11 protein-coding genes are annotated in these 16,753 nt (G+C 39.4%); 1 reads left to right on the top strand and 10 read right to left on the bottom strand.

The genetic code is table 11. The annotated features are described in order from the left end of the window. Window positions 1-21: 21 nt before the first annotated feature. The 10 genes from BMW61_RS16850 to BMW61_RS16805 all read right to left on the bottom strand — a co-directional run bounded on the left by BMW61_RS16850 (window position 22) and on the right by BMW61_RS16805 (window position 16,209). The gene (locus BMW61_RS16850; RefSeq protein WP_091824268.1) at window positions 22-1,362 is read right to left on the bottom strand and encodes an extracellular solute-binding protein; all 1,341 of its coding nucleotides are present in this window, start codon (window positions 1,360-1,362) and stop codon (window positions 22-24) included. A 13-nt stretch (window positions 1,363-1,375) separates the two neighbouring features. Then, on the bottom strand, window positions 1,376-3,115 hold the full coding sequence (locus tag BMW61_RS16845; protein WP_091824266.1) for a glycoside hydrolase family 13 protein: 1,740 nt from the start codon (window positions 3,113-3,115) through the stop codon (window positions 1,376-1,378). Window positions 3,116-3,130: 15 nt separating this feature from the next. Next, the gene (locus BMW61_RS16840) at window positions 3,131-4,135 is read right to left on the bottom strand and encodes a LacI family DNA-binding transcriptional regulator (RefSeq protein WP_091824263.1); all 1,005 of its coding nucleotides are present in this window, start codon (window positions 4,133-4,135) and stop codon (window positions 3,131-3,133) included. Window positions 4,136-4,579: 444 nt separating this feature from the next. Continuing rightward, window positions 4,580-4,834, bottom strand: coding sequence for a hypothetical protein (locus BMW61_RS16835; RefSeq protein WP_091824261.1), 255 nt, complete (start codon window positions 4,832-4,834; stop codon window positions 4,580-4,582). 7 nt (window positions 4,835-4,841) lie between these two features. After that, window positions 4,842-9,077: an NlpC/P60 family protein gene (locus BMW61_RS16830; RefSeq protein WP_091824258.1), complete on the bottom strand. Its 4,236-nt coding sequence runs from the start codon at window positions 9,075-9,077 to the stop codon at window positions 4,842-4,844. Window positions 9,078-9,398: 321 nt separating this feature from the next. Next, on the bottom strand, window positions 9,399-11,759 hold the full coding sequence (locus tag BMW61_RS16825) for a hypothetical protein (protein WP_091824255.1): 2,361 nt from the start codon (window positions 11,757-11,759) through the stop codon (window positions 9,399-9,401). Further along, window positions 11,752-12,246, bottom strand: a complete 495-nt coding sequence (locus BMW61_RS16820) for a hypothetical protein (RefSeq protein WP_091824252.1) — start codon at window positions 12,244-12,246, stop codon at window positions 11,752-11,754. The genes BMW61_RS16825 and BMW61_RS16820 overlap by 8 nt, the downstream gene beginning before the upstream one ends. 4 nt (window positions 12,247-12,250) lie before the next feature. Beyond that, window positions 12,251-13,189 carry a hypothetical protein gene (locus BMW61_RS16815; protein WP_091824249.1) on the bottom strand — a complete coding sequence of 313 codons (939 nt, stop codon included), beginning with the start codon at window positions 13,187-13,189 and terminating at the stop codon, window positions 12,251-12,253. 93 nt (window positions 13,190-13,282) lie between these two features. Continuing rightward, window positions 13,283-14,233, bottom strand: a complete 951-nt coding sequence (locus tag BMW61_RS16810) for a hypothetical protein (RefSeq protein WP_091824246.1) — start codon at window positions 14,231-14,233, stop codon at window positions 13,283-13,285. Between the two features lie 20 nt (window positions 14,234-14,253). Continuing rightward, window positions 14,254-16,209, bottom strand: a complete 1,956-nt coding sequence (locus BMW61_RS16805) for a hypothetical protein (protein ID WP_091824243.1) — start codon at window positions 16,207-16,209, stop codon at window positions 14,254-14,256. A gap of 161 nt (window positions 16,210-16,370) precedes the next feature. Here BMW61_RS16805 and BMW61_RS16800 point away from each other — a divergent pair. Then, window positions 16,371-16,753 (top strand): DMT family transporter (locus tag BMW61_RS16800; RefSeq protein WP_139176399.1); only part of this gene is annotated, 383 nt, incomplete at its 3' end.

Here is a 16,753-nt window from a genome sequence, read left to right as displayed (position 1 = left end):
CCAGTAATAATTTTAAAATCTTTATTCAGCAAGAAGGCCGTCCACCTTTTCAGCCAGCTCATCCATAGCTTCCTGCGCAGTCTTATCGCCATTTACCACATCTGTTACAGCAGCTGCCAGCTCTGAATCAAACTCTGACCAGCATGCAACTGTGGGACGGGATTTAGCGGTCTTTAGCTGTTCGATATATGGTGCAAAATCAGCAGCTTTCACTGTCTCTGACTCAAGAGCTTCCTTGTTTACAGGAATCTGACCGCACTTTGCCATCTCTTCCTGTGCAAATTCACTTGTCATAAACTTCATGAATTTCCACGCTGCATCCTTATTTGCTGAATTAAACATAGAAATGTCTTCTCCGCCAAGAACAGATATCGATCCTCCATCACCTGCTGGAACCGGTGCCGTCTCATATTTGAAGTCAGGATAAGCACCTGCCAGCTCAGCGACTTTCCAGGGACCTTCAAGAAGCATTGCATATCTGCCGGTTCCAAAACCATCTGTCATAGGTATGTCACCACTATTCCATCCGGTTATGGCATTCTCTTTATAAAGATCTGCAAACATCTCTATAGCTGCTACTGTTTCCTTACTGTTAAGATATCCGGTTGCCTTGGTCTGGTCTTCATTTGTAAGGGATCCACCCATACTCCATATGAAAGGACACAGGTTCCACCCTGAAAGCCCCGGCTCATCATAGCCCCAGATCTGCTGACCATTTGCATTTGTTCCTGAAAGCTTCTTGCAGGCTTCCGCAAACTCGTCCATTGTCTTTGGAACGGATATACCGTTCTCTTCAAGAAGCTCTACATTGTAATACAGGATCTTAGTATTTGTGTTAAGAGCAAGTCCGTAATTATCACCGGCTATCTCAGCAGTAGACATGGCACTCTCAAGAAGACCTCCGGCGATGTCATTGTAATCACTCATTTCCTTGTTTAAAGGGACCAGGATTCCCATTTTCTGAAGTTCCGGAATCCATGCACTGTCAAGACGTGCCACATCCGGAAGTGTATCTGACTCTGCACTTATAAGGAGCTTGTCATGAAGATCTGCCCATTCATGTGATACTGCATTTACTTTTATTCCGGGGTTTTCTTCTTCAAACTTCGGTATAAGCACTGTTGTTAATGTTTCATTTTCAGGTGATTGTGCGCTATAATGATGCCAGAAGTTTAATGTAACTTCTTCACCTGAAGCATCTTCTTTTGCATCAGTATCTGATGATGCTTCATTTTGTTTAGCTGTTTCCTGACCATTTGTGTCAGATGCAGATGCTGCTGGTGATTGTCCGCATCCCGTCATAGCTGCCAGGCATGTAACAGATGCGAGTATGATTGCCAGCAATTTTTTTCTCTCTTTCATTTCCATTTCCTCCTTAATTGATTACTTTTATTGCCTTGATTTCACAAGGATTTATGGCTATCTTGCCATCAGGGTCACATTTAACTTTTCTTCCGGTGATAAGGTCTGTACCTTCTACAGGAAAGTCAATCCTTACTTCCTTATCCGAACTGCTTTTTCTGATAATCACCCGTATAGTCTCATCTTCGGATATCCTGTCAAAAGAAATGATATCCTCCTGATCATTAACACTTACTGTTCTAAATGAGCCATTTCTTATAGCTGTATGCTCTTTTCTTAACCTGATAAGCTTCTTGTACCATAGGAGAAGCTCCCTGTTCTGTTTTGACTCATCCCATTCCATGCACCTTCTGCAGTCCGGGTCATTGTCTCCGGTAAGCCCAACTTCATCTCCGTAGTAGATTGCAGGTGCTCCTATGAACAGCATCTGGAACGCCGAAGCTAGCTTTAATTTGCTTGTATCTTCCTTGCAATAGAACAGGAACCTTTCAGTATCATGGCTGTCTATGAGGTTGTAGAGTACATCGAGTGTATCTTTCTTATAAAGTCCAAGCATCCGGTTTATCCGGTTGTTGAATTCATTTGCACTTATAACTTCTAATCCGAAATAATCTCTTACCGCATCCCTGAACATGTAGTTCATTACTGAATCAAGTCTTTTTCCTGTGACAAGTGTTCCACCAAAGCCCCAGGTCTCTCCCATAAGAATGATTTCCGGATACCGCTCTTTGAGTACTGTTCTTGCTTCCTGCCATACATTTCCATCAACTTCATCAGCAACATCCAGTCTCCAGCCATCGATGCCATATTCACTGATCCAGAAATCCATGACATCTATTATGAACTTCCTTACCTTAGGATTTGATGAATTGAGCTTTGGCATGAACTTATATGCTCCTACGCACTCATAATCCTTATGTGTTACCGTAATGTCCCTAGATTTACAGGGGAGAAACCAGTCATAATACTCTGAATCAGTTCCTTTTTCCATTACATCTTCAAACTGCTTAAAATGTATCCCTGTATGATTAAACACCCCGTCAAGGATCACTCTTATTCCTGCTTTATGAAGTTCTTTCATAAGAATGCCGAACTCCTCATTTGTTCCGAACATCGGATCTATGCGGTAATAATCTGTTGTTGCATACTTGTGATTAAAATCCGCCATGAAGATTGGGTTAAAATAGATAACTTCTATTCCAAGCTCTTTGAGGTAGGGAATTTTGTCACGGACTCCTTTGATATCCCCTCCCATGTAGTTTTCTCTTGTAGGGAGTGTTCCCCATGCTTCTGTTCCCGGCGGATCGTTCCGGATATCTCCGTTAGCAAACCTCTCGGGAAAAATCTGATAATAAACCGCCCCCTTTGCCCAGTCTGGATATGAGATCACATCACCGGGGTTCGTATAAAGAAATTCAAAGAATCCATCCTCCGGTTCATGTCTGCTGAATCCGTTTACAAAATAAAACCAGTCTGTGCCATCATTATCCGTAAGTCTGAAATAATACTTGTGATATCTTGCAACCTTGGAAAACTCTATCTCACCTTCATAGTAGTCAAACAGTTCATCCGTATATTTCTTCTCCAGGCAAAGATGATTTCTTGATCCCGGATCAGTCCTGTAAAAATGTATGACCCTACACTCAGTTATGTCATCCTTTGCAGTCCTTATCTTTATTACTAATCTGTTCCTTGCTACAGGATAAATATAGTCCTCGGTATTAAGATGCAAAACCGCTTCCTTTTTCACCATTTCTCCTTTCCCTATTTAATTTTTACGCTTAGTCGAATCCCTTTCTATAATCCTGGTGCTAACAAGCATGCTCTTTATCTTCTTTTCCTTACCCCTGATGGACTTAAATAATAGCTCTGCTGCTGTCTCACCCATTTTGTATGTATCAACGTCTACGACTGAAAGCGCCGGTTCCATGTACTCAGCAAGAGGATAATTATCAAATGTGATAACTCCTATATCCATAGGCACGCTCATTTTTTGTGCCTTTATTGCCCTAAGTACCTTAAATGCAATGATATTGTTTGAACAGATGAAACTGTCTGTATCCCTTTCCCCTGAATTTATCTCCTCTATGATTTTTTCAATTTTGTTCTCACTAAATGTATGTGTACTGTATGTCTTTATCTTTTTTGACCTGCATGCATCCTCAAATCCCTTGATTCTATTAGCTTCAAAGATTGTCTGTCTGTTCTCGACAAGAAGCATCGGATTTTTATATGACGATCTTATCAGGCACTCTACTGCTTCTCGACTGCCTTCCTCGTTATTCACATCTACCCATGTGATCTTATCCTTATTTTCCTGTGGTTCGCCCATTACGACGAAGGGGAACTTGTTCCCAATCATCAGATCTACCAACTCATCTGTCATACACTGCACCGGAAGGATTATTCCATCAACTTTTCTCTCCTGCACAAGGTTTTTGATATTGTTGCTGTCGGAAAATGAATGATTAGTGATAAGTACACTGAAACCTCTTGCCTGGGCAGCTGTTTCAATCGCTATAACACTCTGTATAAAAAAAGCATTTGAAAATGCATCCTTATTGCCTGCATCTATAACGAGCCCTATCGTAAATGTACTTCCATTTACGAGACTTCTTGCCAGAGAGTTTGGATGATAATCCAGATCCTTCATTGCCTGGTTTATTTTTTCCTTGGTTTCCTCCGATATGCTGGCAGTGCCATTTATTACGCGTGATACTGTCGAAGGATTTACCCCTACCGCTTTTGCTATGTCCTTTATGGTGGCTGTCATTTTTATCTCCTATGCAAACGTTTGCGTAAATGTTTTAAAAATTTGCAATGCAAACGTTTGCATTGCCTATATTCAATGTACTCCCATTCTTTTATATTGTCAATGGATATGTATATGAATAGTATAAAAAGGCATTAAAGGCATTAAAAAAGCCGCCATTTGGCAGCTGTAATTTTAGGGAGGAGCTGCCTGGGTCTTCCAGACAGCTTTGTTATGAAAAAGAAAAGTATTTTTAGGTTTTTAGGAGTTTGCTCGCTCCTTATGTATGTATCTTAATGAATAAAACTTAACGCATCCTAAATGTGGTTTGAACAAAATGAAAACAATTTGTTACCTTTAACCTTTCCTTGTTCATAATCTCCCGGCTTTCAATAAGTGTTTTGTGTGATAAATTTCCTTAGAGACCCTTGTTATCTGCAAGGATCTTTATTGTTTGCTAGTCTCTTATTTTCCTTCAACAAACCATCTTCCTCCTCCACCCGAATCTTCGAAATAAAGAGTTACTTCTTTTCCCCCTATAAGGCACTGATATTGCAGACCTCCATACTTTCCAACAATCTTTCCACCTGCCGTGCATCTTAAGACCTTTTCTACCTTATAGGTCTTATCGTTATCCCAGCAGATGAGCATCGGAGATAGGTATCCGCCTTTATCGCATTTAATTATGGCATTTACATATGTCTTTTTAAAACTTCTCATACCGCTCCTAATCAAACAGTCTGTAATAATAGCTAAATTTATTTGTTGTATCACAGACAACTGTATTTCTTGGTTCTCCCGCGCAGTGTACCCACTTTGCTCTTCCTGTGCTTTCATCTATTCCCACAAATATTCCTACGTGGTTTGACTTAGCTCCAGGCTTTGAAATAAATCCTATATCCCCGGGCTTTATGTCAGAGTATGAAATCTGGGATAGGTGCAGACCGTTTACGAGACTTGATGTGCTCATACCTGATGGTTTTATTCCGGTTACGGACCAGTAACACCAGGATATAAAGCCGCTGCAGTCAAGTCCTTTCCTGTTCCTTCCTTTGTAATCCTCCGATACTATGGAGCCAAAGTTATTTCCTTCCCATCCGGGACAGTCGGGTTTTCCTCCCCAGTAATATGAGATCTGACCCACGTAGCTAAGAGCATAGTTTACGAAAGCCTGCCTAACTTCAGATACATCACCGATGTTTTCTATGATCTCTTTTATCTGCTGATCTGAGAGGGCACCTTTCCCTGAAGGGATTACTGTGCTGTCAGAATATACATCTGTTCCATATATATCTTCCCAGTCATTGTTGTAGAGTTCGTCGCACCATTCTTTGTTCTTTTTAGACTTCCAGCCATCATTTCTGTTAAACTCTGAAAGCATTTCTTCAAAAGAGCTGCTTACTTCAAAGGTTATCTCCCTGTCTTCAAATGCCGTGCATTCATAGTTACTAGGAACCTTGTATTTAATGATGCCGCCTCCGTCCTTGAAGGCTTTATATACATCATCCTTTGTAAGGATGGTGACATATATATTTATGTCCCTGTATCCGTAGGATACAGATATGGGATCCTCCTCGTTATTGTCTTTTCCTGGAACTGGATGCCCCGGGCAGTACTTGTAATCATCTGAATTTATGTCAGGCTTATTTCCCTGCCATGCTTCCTTTGCAGAGTCATAGTCTTCAAGCCCCTTGTCATAATCCTTATCATACTGATCTTCCGCTGCTTCATATGCTGCGTTATAGGAATCATAGTCTACGTTTCCTTCTGAATCTGTATAGTCATCGATATCAGGTGCATAATCGGACCAGCTTGGAAGGAAGTCTGATATACTTGGCATTTCATCAAGCCAGTTGTCAAAGTCTTCATCGTACTTTTCCTCATCTACGCTGCAGCCCTTTGAGGTCTTGGGTGATAGATCCTTATAGAACATGACTCCCTGCTGCTTTGCCAGATCAGCCGATGTATAGACATCTGCATCGTTGCAGTAATATGTCTTTTGCTCATAGGTGTAAGTGTCATATGGGAACTTATCGCTACCTTCTTTGTTGTAGAGTTCAGATACTGTATAGATTGGCTCAGGGTTTAGGATATTGAAGATCTCATCCTGAAGTGAATCTATCTTATCCGTATGTTTGTCATCGTAGTAGTTATCAGACATTACTGCAGATAGGCAGAGCACATCTTTTATGTTGGTTGTGCTGTTACCTATGGTGTTTCCGTTTGAATCAAGGAAATATATGTGATATCCGTTTTTGGTTTCGCTCCCTTCTATATAGTTGTGGTATATATTGGCATCGACTGAGTCCTTCGTTTCAGGTGAACCGTAGTGATACAGCTTTACTCCAAAATATGCTTCATCCGGATATAGCCCCTTAGAATCAATATGCTCTGCATCATGCTCTGGAGGACTTGTCGCTATATCTATTACTTTCTGATATTTTGCGGTATCCTTTTCTTTTAGCCTTGCTATCCTCTGAGGGATCTTTTCATCAAGTATGGTGCTCTGAAATAATGTCCCCTGTCCTGCAACTACTGACTGGATAGCTGCCGCTGCAAACAAAAGAAGAATTAAGGATGCTATCAAACAGAAAATAACAACAAAAGCTGCTATTGCCGCCTTATAAAAAAGCTTATATACCTTTCCTACTGTTTTCTTTACTGCCCTTACCGGCATGAAGGGGATTCCTGCTATGTGCGCTGCTCCCCGTCCTATCCTCTTTACTTTCCTTACAGCTTTGGATGTCCTGGTTACAGCTCTCGAATACTTTATCTTATTGACCGTCATTCCGGCCCGAAGGGCTACGCCTTTACCTGCGGATACGGCTTTGTAGGAATAAGTCTTTTTAAGGACCTGTTTTCCTCGTTTTTTGATAAGCCCTGCCTTTTTCTTTACATCAACTGCCGCTTTACCGACACCTGTATTTAAGGCTGCCTTCTTGGTTTTATTTAAAACCGTTTTTCCTACAGGCTTAACTACTTTTCCATAAGCTGCTCTTACCGCAATGAACGCAGGGTTTATTTTTTTATTCAGCTTATAGAACTTTCCTGCTGCGTAAAAAGAGAGCTTTGTAAAGGATATAGCCCCTATTACGTTGTTTATTCCCATGGAATAATTTCTTACGCCCTCAAGAACAAGATCATCGCTGTACTTAAAGTAATCGATTCCGCGCTCTATCCCTCTTTTTGAGAGGGTTCTAAAGAAACCTTTATTACCAAGTCTCTTTGTTTCCCTCATGCGCTTTGCCTTATCATAGGATCTAAGAAGAGGCAAAACCTTTTCCTTATATTCCTCCTTAACCTTTATCTTTCCTGTTTCAATCTTCTTTATGAATTTCCTAAGATCCTTTTTGCTCATCCTTTCAGGATTCATCTTTTTAAAGAGGTCATCCTCATGATAAGAAAAGTAGGTCTTTATCATGTTCTTGTTTAAGGATCCCTTTTTATATGGATCAAAAAAGCCGGTGTTTTCTTCCTTTAATAGGGCTTTTTGCCTGTCATTTTCCTTTTTGGAAAGAAGGATGACATTTTTACCCATGACCTTTGTCTTTGCAAAAACATTTGGGGTATCCTCCATCTTCCCACTAAACTCACTTAGAATAAGCTTTGCTTCTATGGCATCCTTTATATCCTTCCTGTGGGAAGAAATATATCTGGCATCCTTTTTCGAAATACCTCTTTGTTCAAGCTCCTTGCGAAAAACCTTGTTCTTAGAAGTTGATCCGAGCTCATCTTTTGAGATAACACCTTCTGCAATAAGCCTGTTTGCCTTTGCCGTTCCTCTTTCAAGTTTGTAGGAGTAATCCTTTGCCATCTCTGCGCTGGCTTTTAATCCCATATTTCCGAGGCTGTCAAAAACATCTTTTGCTACTGATGAAATATAGTAGGCATTTTCTCTTTGCTCATAATCTATGCTTTCAGGATCATCAGATGATAATAAAAGTGCTGCAGTAAAGCTCCTTCCTGCATCAGAAAGGTGAGAGGTAAACTGTGAACCTTCCCCCTTTATCTTGAATTTCCTAGAAAAGGATTCCTCTTTTTCTTCTTTGTCATTCCGTTCTTTGACCTTTTCTCTAGATTCAGAAACTTTTTCATGTTCGATTGGCTTTTTCTGGTCGTGGGTGTAACCGTAATCCTGGTCCTTTTTCCCTTGATTCTTAAATAGCTCCATGGCAAAGGATCCAGGCATTTGAATGCTGCATTTATTACCATCTGCTAGATCTGATTTCTTCTCATTAAACGCATCTTTCTCTGAATAAGTATTTAGGCCTTTTACTTTTTGCAGCGGGACTTCCTTAATATGCTTTGCAAGTTCAGTTACGCTGTTTATTTCATAAGGCTCACTGTCAGTACTGCTTCTTTCCTCATCCTTATTGCTTACAGCAGATGACTTAATACCCGGCGAATTACCATTAACAGAAAGGACATTTTCCCTAGAATTTGGCAAAACCTCCTGCTTTATGTCCTCCCTTATAGGAGCTTCTGTAGTATCTGTATCTGCTTCAGGCTTTTTCTCCTTAGTCTGATGCTGCACTTTATACTCGGTTTTTTTTTCATATTGATCCAGAAAAGCTTCATTATATTTCTGAAGAATGATATCTTTCTTTGAAGGCTGTTTTTCTCTGCCTGCGTAAATCGCAGGTTCTTCCTCCAAGGAACTCTTTGCATGAGTTAAATCCTTGTCTTCAAAATCTTCTTCCTCTGAAGGATCAGTAGTTAAGGCTTCATTACCACCACTCTTCTTTTTTTTCTTCTTCTTTTGCTTTTTTCTGGTCTTCTTATAGATCTTTTCCCGGATTTCTTCTTCGATATCCGGGATGATAGATTCCCCATCTAATATAGGAGCTTCTTCACCAATAATCTCTTTATATTCAAGATCAGATATCTCTTCTGTATCTAAGACAATGTCGCTATCTTCTGTAATATCTTCTATGCTGTTTAAGTCATTAAAAATCTCGTCCAAAACTTCTACTCCCCTATCTTCTCAATAAGGAAATACCACCAATATGCGGATTTTCTAAGATGAAGGGAAAAATTAAATATAAATATCTATATTTTATATATATCTATTTAAAATATACTTTATTCCTGCCGGTACGTTTGGGGGCCTACAGCCCCCAAGCCCCCTGTGCAATCGGGCTCGTGATGACCCTGGGAAAGAAGTGTCATCACGAGCCCGATTTTTGAGTAGAGCACTTAGTGAGGTTTCTCACGTACTTAGTGCGAACCATGCAAGCTGGCTTGGCGAAGTTTTTTCGAGCCTAGTTGAGCTTGTAAAAAAGGATTAGTCCCGTATTCTCTGTTTTATTGGAATGTAAAAGATGTCTTTAAATCCGCCCTCCGGATATACTTCTGTGAAATTGTCATTAAAAGCAATGTTACTCTGCGGTGTTATGATTAGTCCTTTTCCTGGAGAAACACTACTTATATACGGAATAAGGGCTTCGGGGATATTAAGGATATCCTCGTATTTTTTCCTCTCAACAGGGCCCTGATTAAGAAGCTTTATATAACCACAGGCATTTACAACATTTTCAAGGTAAGTCGTTCTGGAAGGATGGTTAAATAAGAGATTACTGTCCTTAATGGTAAATGTTGTTATTGTCTGAAGGTCTGATGAATCAGAAAGGAACTTTGTAAAGTATTCTGCACCCTGAACTGTTTTTAAGATTTCATCTGCCTGATCTATGAAAATCCAGTTGCTTATTCCCTTCTTCTTATCCTTAATGTTCTCGTTCCAGAGATAATCAAGAAGCATCAGTATTTCATAACCCTTAGAGACCTTGTACAGAGTTATCTTCTTTCTATCTTCTGTAATTTCCTTATCATAATCTTTGGCAAGCGTCTCAATAGCCATGTTCATAAGAGGGTAAGACATCTTATTTTCCATGAAGAAGTCAGAAATAGTTCCAGCTGTTTCTTTCTTGTAACTATCAAAAAAGCGACCAAGCTCAGCTTCAATGGATGCTCCAAGTTCGTCTATTTCTTCATCAGATGTAGATTCCCCTGTGTTTATGGTTGTTATAAGAGCATCCATGTAATATTCCTTGCACTTAAGGTCATCCTCTAAAAGTCCGTATCCCTTTTCTATTTCAAATATATCGGGAAAGGCAAATCCGCAAATTTTTCCACCAAGCCGCTTTACGAGGCTGTCATATTCATCCGTAAAGGAGATGATGCTTATATTGTCATCATTTCCCATGACGGAATTAACAAGCTCCCTTTTCATCTGATAGGTTTTACCTGAGTGCTCTGTTCCTGTGATCATCCCGGAAAGGTTAACATTGTTCTTCCTGTTAAGAAGGATGAGGGTATCGTTTATGGCATTAAGTCCGCAAAAAAGACCGTCCTTTTTTACAGCCTCCGCTATACCTATGGGAAGCATCTTTGATAGTCTTTTCGAATCAAATACCCTTAGAGCATCAACAAAGCTCTTTCCCAGAGGAAGGCAACTCATAAGTCCCTTGTCCTGCATAAAATCAAGTGTCCTTACTGAGGCATCAAACTTTGCACAGGATATGTTTAAAAGCTCTGTATCAACATCAAGAAGTTCTAAGTCATCAGCATAAAGAGTTATAACGAAGCTGCAGCCATAAGCTTTTGAAGAAGATGAGATTACATTCTTAAAGTTCTCAGCAGCCTGCCTTGTAAAATATGCATCCTCTGTCCTTCTCTTTAGCTGCTCATCAGTTGTTATGGTATGATTTTTCCTGTCTCCTACCGTATCTCTTTTTACCTTCTTTGTTATAACGGTATCTTCCTTAACTGTATCAGCGGCAACTTTAAACCCAAGTACTTCATCTATCGGTTCATAGATTGCTGAGAATATCATGTTTGAAGATATGTTGGTAATCTCGGAAACAAATGATGCACTTATATTCGCAGGGATAAGGCTAAGGAAAAAAGATCTGAAATAGTGAGGAGAACTTGTCTTTTCATTAAGGATTCCGTGATCTACAAAGGAAGCAGCCGTATTCATGGATTTAGGTGCAACAAGATCCTTAGTTGTAAGCTTCATGTATTTAAGGTTTTCAAGATCTATGTCTGTCTCTTTTTCAGAGAGTTTTATGATATCCCCAAAATTCTCCCCTGATGGGTTATACATAAGGTACATGACCTTTAGTCTCTCTATAAGTGAAAGCCTCTTTATTCCAATACCATACATATGTAAAAAGGCTTCCTTTAAGTCATTTTCCAGCTCATCAAACTCTTTTCCGGCATCATCTGCACAGTCGGCAGAAATGGACGCAACAAAATAAAGAACCTTTTTTACATTGTTATGACCTATACCAAAGTTTTCCATTACTGCATTGTCATAGCTTTCGATAATATCAGATATTTCCTCTTTATCCTTTGGATCGTAAAGGAGCTTTGATAAAAACTTATCCCTGTCTACAAGCCTGTTATGAACAATGAACTGGAACGAAATCTGCTTTGGCATGCTCTTTAGAAGTTCTTCCATCTTCATGGCTGCAACCAGAGCATCATAATCTTTTACATTTAAGGGATCTATGTCATCCACAAGGTACATCCTTGTATATTTCCCTGCCACAGAGATGATATCCAGCTCTTCGTAGCATCTGTCATATGGTATCTTCTTTTCAAGGTAGGAAGGAATCCTTACCTTTGGTTTTTTCTTAAACAATCTCCGTCTCCCCTTCTTCCTTTTCTATCAGATCTTCATCTACCTCAAAGGCTCCGATAAAGTTGTTGTCAAATATAAACCTCACTGTATCTTCCTTCCCCAAAGGCTTTGATGCTACAAGGCTCCATGCCGGGTCCATTCCGCAGACAAAGTATTCGCCCATACACTCTTTTGGCATAAGTGTAAGTAGGAGAAAAGGGATCTCCCCGCTTTCAGGATCCAAAGAATTTGCTGCTTCAGAAAAGTCATAGAGCATGGCTCTCATGCCTATAAAATCAACGTCGTATTCATCATCAAATTCAATATCCACGGTGGTAAATCTGTTTCCTATATAGACATTTACCACCTTATCCTCCAGAAAAATATCACGGTCAGTCTCCGAATCCTTGTATTTAACTGCCCTTTTTGCTTCAAGTCTTAAAAGGCTCTTTCCACTTCCAAGCTCATCTCTTCCTGAAGCAGCCATTATCACATCTTTTTCATTCATCTTTTCACACTTCCATGTTTTTATAAGGATATGTATATATCCCGTTATTAAGAATCTTCTCTTTGTACATTAAAGAGAAAAAATCATTGCTCTTTTCTTCCAGTATTCTTATAAGACCTTCTATCTCGTATATGAGGGATTCATCCTCTGTCTTCTCTCTTGCTTTTTGTAGTAGCAGAAGGCTCTCTTCCTTGTCCGGCATAAGAAGTCCATTTACCAAAAATGTCTGTTCAAAAGAAAGCCGCCTAAAGGATAACCGCTCTATCAAAGTCCTTACATCCATCAGGATCACCCTGCATACACTGTATAGTTCCTCTGCAGAATTTCTTCCTAGCTTCGCCGCAAGGATATCTTCGCTTACGCAGCTGTTCTTTAAAAAATGCATCTGCAGGGCATACTGTAAAAATGGGATAAGGCTTTCATCCATATCAGAATTTCCAGATAAATACTGCTTTGCATAAAGAGCTAAAAGCTCCATATATAGGATTTCCTTTTTATCCAGTAGGTCTTTGTTAATATAAAAAATGGTTCCCAGATCTTCTTTTTCAAAGTAGCTCTCCGCCGTAAAAGACGGCATGATAACTATCTGTTCTCTTTCTGAGAGTGCCTTTTCAATATCAAGATATATTTCAGGGATCACTCCGTATGTTTGGCTGATATCGTAAAGCGGAATATTTTTAGATACGATCTCTAAATCCCCTTCTGGTCCTGCCATAAATATGGATGCTCTTACAAGAATAGGACTTTCACCTTCTTTGATATCTATCCCCATTCTCTTATATGCGTTTTTTCCGCAGATAAAAGTGGCTTTTGCTTCTTCCTCCCATATGGATAGAAGGCTTTCAAGGCTAAAGAATGGGAGCCTTGATATTAACATCAAAAGCTCCAATTCTTTTCCTTTTTCCTTTATAAGATTAAGTATCCTTAATGCATCCGTGTTCATTGTTACTTGAGATCTTCAGTATCAGGTTAAGGAGGATTATCCCTATAGTGATGGAAAGTATAGCCGCAAAAACAAATCTTATAACCATCCTTATCATCCGGCATTCTCCTTTAAAGATGCCATCTTCTCTTCTTTTCTAAGGCGTCTTTCCTCAAGTCTCTTCTTTCTTAGGAATTCTTTCTCCTTAAGCTTTAGAGCAGTTTCCTTGGCATCGTAAATCTTCCTATCATCACTAAAAACCGCTTTTTTTACCTCTTCATCAGCTTCTGTTTTGACAAGTGATTTTTCAAGTGAGAGTCTCTTTTTCTTCTCATCAGCTATGCTGAGTCTCTCCTTGTTTCTTATACGCATCTTTTCATTCTGCTTAAGCTTTATGGAATTAAGGATCCTCTCGAAGTCATCAAGTCCGTCCTCTGAAAGAACCTGCGCTTCCTCTTTATCCTTTATTCCTATGATATCTTCAAGGGATGTCTCTTTATCCTTTTCTTCCCCTATACTTTTTTCAACATCTATTACCATTTTTGCAATTTCCTCTTTGCTCTTTTCCTGCTTTTTAACTGCTTTGAGCGGATTTTTGCTAAGAAGATTTTTAATCCCCGAAAACTTAGAAATCCCCATACCAGAGAACAATCTGCCCTTATTTTCTTCCGGCGTTTCTACAACAGGATCACTAATAACTCCATCTCCATACTTAACTTCTTTCCATTCCTCAAAGCTTATATCGATATCCTTGTCTATACAGTGGGCTACCAAAAGAAACTTAAGATACTGGTCAATCAACTCCATCTCATCTGATTTTTTGCCAGCTCTATCACTATCTGCTGCAATCTTCGCATACTCAATGTTCTTTTTCTTAAGCTTCCACTTGGCAGCCTTCATCTCCAGTGCATAGTAAAGCTCCGGTATAACCACAAGTACCGCAAAAACAATGATACAAAATACATCGAAAGAAGCATCATTTAAAGGCTCCGGCCAGTAGCTTACATATTTATTGAAAAAATCTGTATGTTCAAGCATTCTTGTCAGCTCTTCGAACACCTTCATATGTCTTCCTCCTTGTTTTTTTAGATTTCAAATTTAAGCGTGGTATCAAACATTGCCATGTTGTTGAATATCCTTACACTTACTTCTCCCACTCCCTCAGGAAGTTTTCCTAATAGATCAAAAAGGTTTTCCTCATCAGCTCTTACTGTTATTTCCTCAAGACCGCACTTAATAGTCATCTTTGTATTATCAGGAAGAAGCGTATATACCTTGCTTTTCAGGATCTCTTCGTGTATAAGGTCAATATTTTTAAATTCGTTTATGTAGCCCTGATATGTTTTTCTGTCTGCAGCTTCATTTCTTACTTCAACAAAACGGTTTTTACCTGAAAGGACTATTCCATGCCACTTAAGTCTTTTTTTCTTTGTAAACAGCATGAATATAAGCATCCAGAGATATTTAAAGGCACCTGTAGCAACAAGTCCCACAGCAATGATTGATGATACTATCCCTGTTGTCATTCTTCTGATTATCCTGTCTGGATCACTGGCAGCTCCGCCCCCATAGGAGGTCTCAAAACCAGAAGCCCTCTCCGGTCTCTTCTTATATGAAACTTCCTCTGCAGCTTCATCAGCATGAGCCTCTTGTGAATACTTTTTATATGTCAGTTCATCCCCTGCGTCTACATTATCGGAAGATTCTGCATTCTTACCAAAATCTCTTACAGCCTTTTTTGAATCCTTCTTCTTGCCTGGATTCTTATTATCTTTCCCGGCATCAGAGCCACCTAAATCACCTGAATTTCCTTTGTCATCATCTGTATTTCCACCGTTATCTCCATTTCCGCCATCATCCTGATTTCCGGAATCTTCTGTTTTCTTACCATCATCACCATTATCTTTTTTCTTATCATCGTCCTTTTTAGGCTTATCATTTGGATCCGCATCTTCAGAAAGCTGATAATAGAACGTAATGTCTGTATCTTCGGTAATAGTAACAAGGTACTTTATGTCGGAAACATTGTAGTAGTTTTCCAATTCGTAAGCTTCTCTCTCAACCTTTGTGCCTTCTTCTGCTTCAAAGCTCTCTCGAAGCCTTCTTTCCATCAGATCACCCTGAGCATCAAGAAAAACATCAATAACATTTACCTTGAAAGAATGATTCCTTGTGGATACATATACCGGCATTGAACAGGTTCCTTCTTCGGTATCACTTACTTCTTCTGACTCGCCGCCTTTTTCATCATCGTTTTTTTTTTCGCTAGATGCATCAGAATTTCCTCCCTTTGCATCCAGCGTAACCTTTGTAGTCATTGTCTTTACGGCTTTGCCGTCCTCTTCCTGCGTATACTCGATTGTGATCTCATTTTTACCTGCTTTTTCTATGATCTTGGGTGAGTATGAATAGTCGTAGCAAGAAACTGTGTAATCATTTTCATATGCGATCTCCCCATTGTCGTAGGTAACCTTGTACTCCGGAATAAGATCAATATCATAGATCGGAACTTTATCTCCGACCTTCACGCCTTCCCCAAGGTATGTTACAGAAAGTTTGTTGAGCTCCTTCTTTTGAACATAAGCTGCTGTTATCACAAATGAGTCTTTAAAGCCTGTAGATAACTGCTTTGCGTTAAATGTCTTATCACCTTTGTCGAAGAAGATATATTCATCAATATCAAGATCAGATGCATCAATCCTCTCATTCTTATCGACCTTATCCTTTTCTGTTGTTCCATCCTCATACTCGATGGTGTAGATTGGATAAGCCATTACAAGCTTTTCATCTATATGTGAATATCTCTCAGCAGTTGAATTTCTGTAGGAAACATCAATGCCGGTCTGGGTCTTTTTCTTTATCTTCTTTACAGTAGATGTAGTACCCGTATTAACTGCGCTGCCCCCGTTTGCATCAAGATGCTGCGCCTGAACATTCACCTGAGTTTTCTGAACTCCCATATCCGAAGGGTTTATACAGAATACAAGAGTCCCCGAAAGCGCTCCTGCGCATATCCTTGCAAATATCTTCTTAAAAAACATCTTTTACAATCTCCTTTTGAATCTCTGATTATCTTCTCAAATATGAAATACCAACATTTTTTGGTTTTTTAAAAAATAAAGTGATTTTTTTATTCTGAAGATAAATTGAAAAGGAATTCCGATTGTGTTATATATGTTTTCTGTTAAGGAGCAGTATCACAATGAAAAGAAATTTAAAAGGAATAATATATACGCTACTTGGAGCATCTTGCTGGGGATTGTCCGGATCAATGGGCCAGTACCTTTTTACCGTACAGCAGATGGATAGCAGGTGGCTCGTGCCTATAAGACTTGGTCTTTCAGGAATACTTATCCTTTTGTATTGCCTGATAAGACATAAAGATACCGTGTTCAAGCCATGGAAATCTGTAGAAATGGCAAAATGGATGATTATATATGGAGTTGCGGGTGTAAGTATCTGTCAGTTCCTATATTTTCTAACTATTGAACTTTCAAATGCAGCCATGGGAACAATACTTCAGGATCTATCACCAATATTTATACTTATCTTTACATGCATGACCTCAAAGAGATTGCCCAGATC

It is taken from the genome of Butyrivibrio sp. ob235 (assembly GCF_900109475.1).
Classification (GTDB): domain Bacteria; phylum Bacillota; class Clostridia; order Lachnospirales; family Lachnospiraceae; genus Butyrivibrio.
The sequence above is the reverse complement of the archived record's forward strand: the minus strand, read 5'-3'. Positions and strand labels throughout refer to the sequence as shown.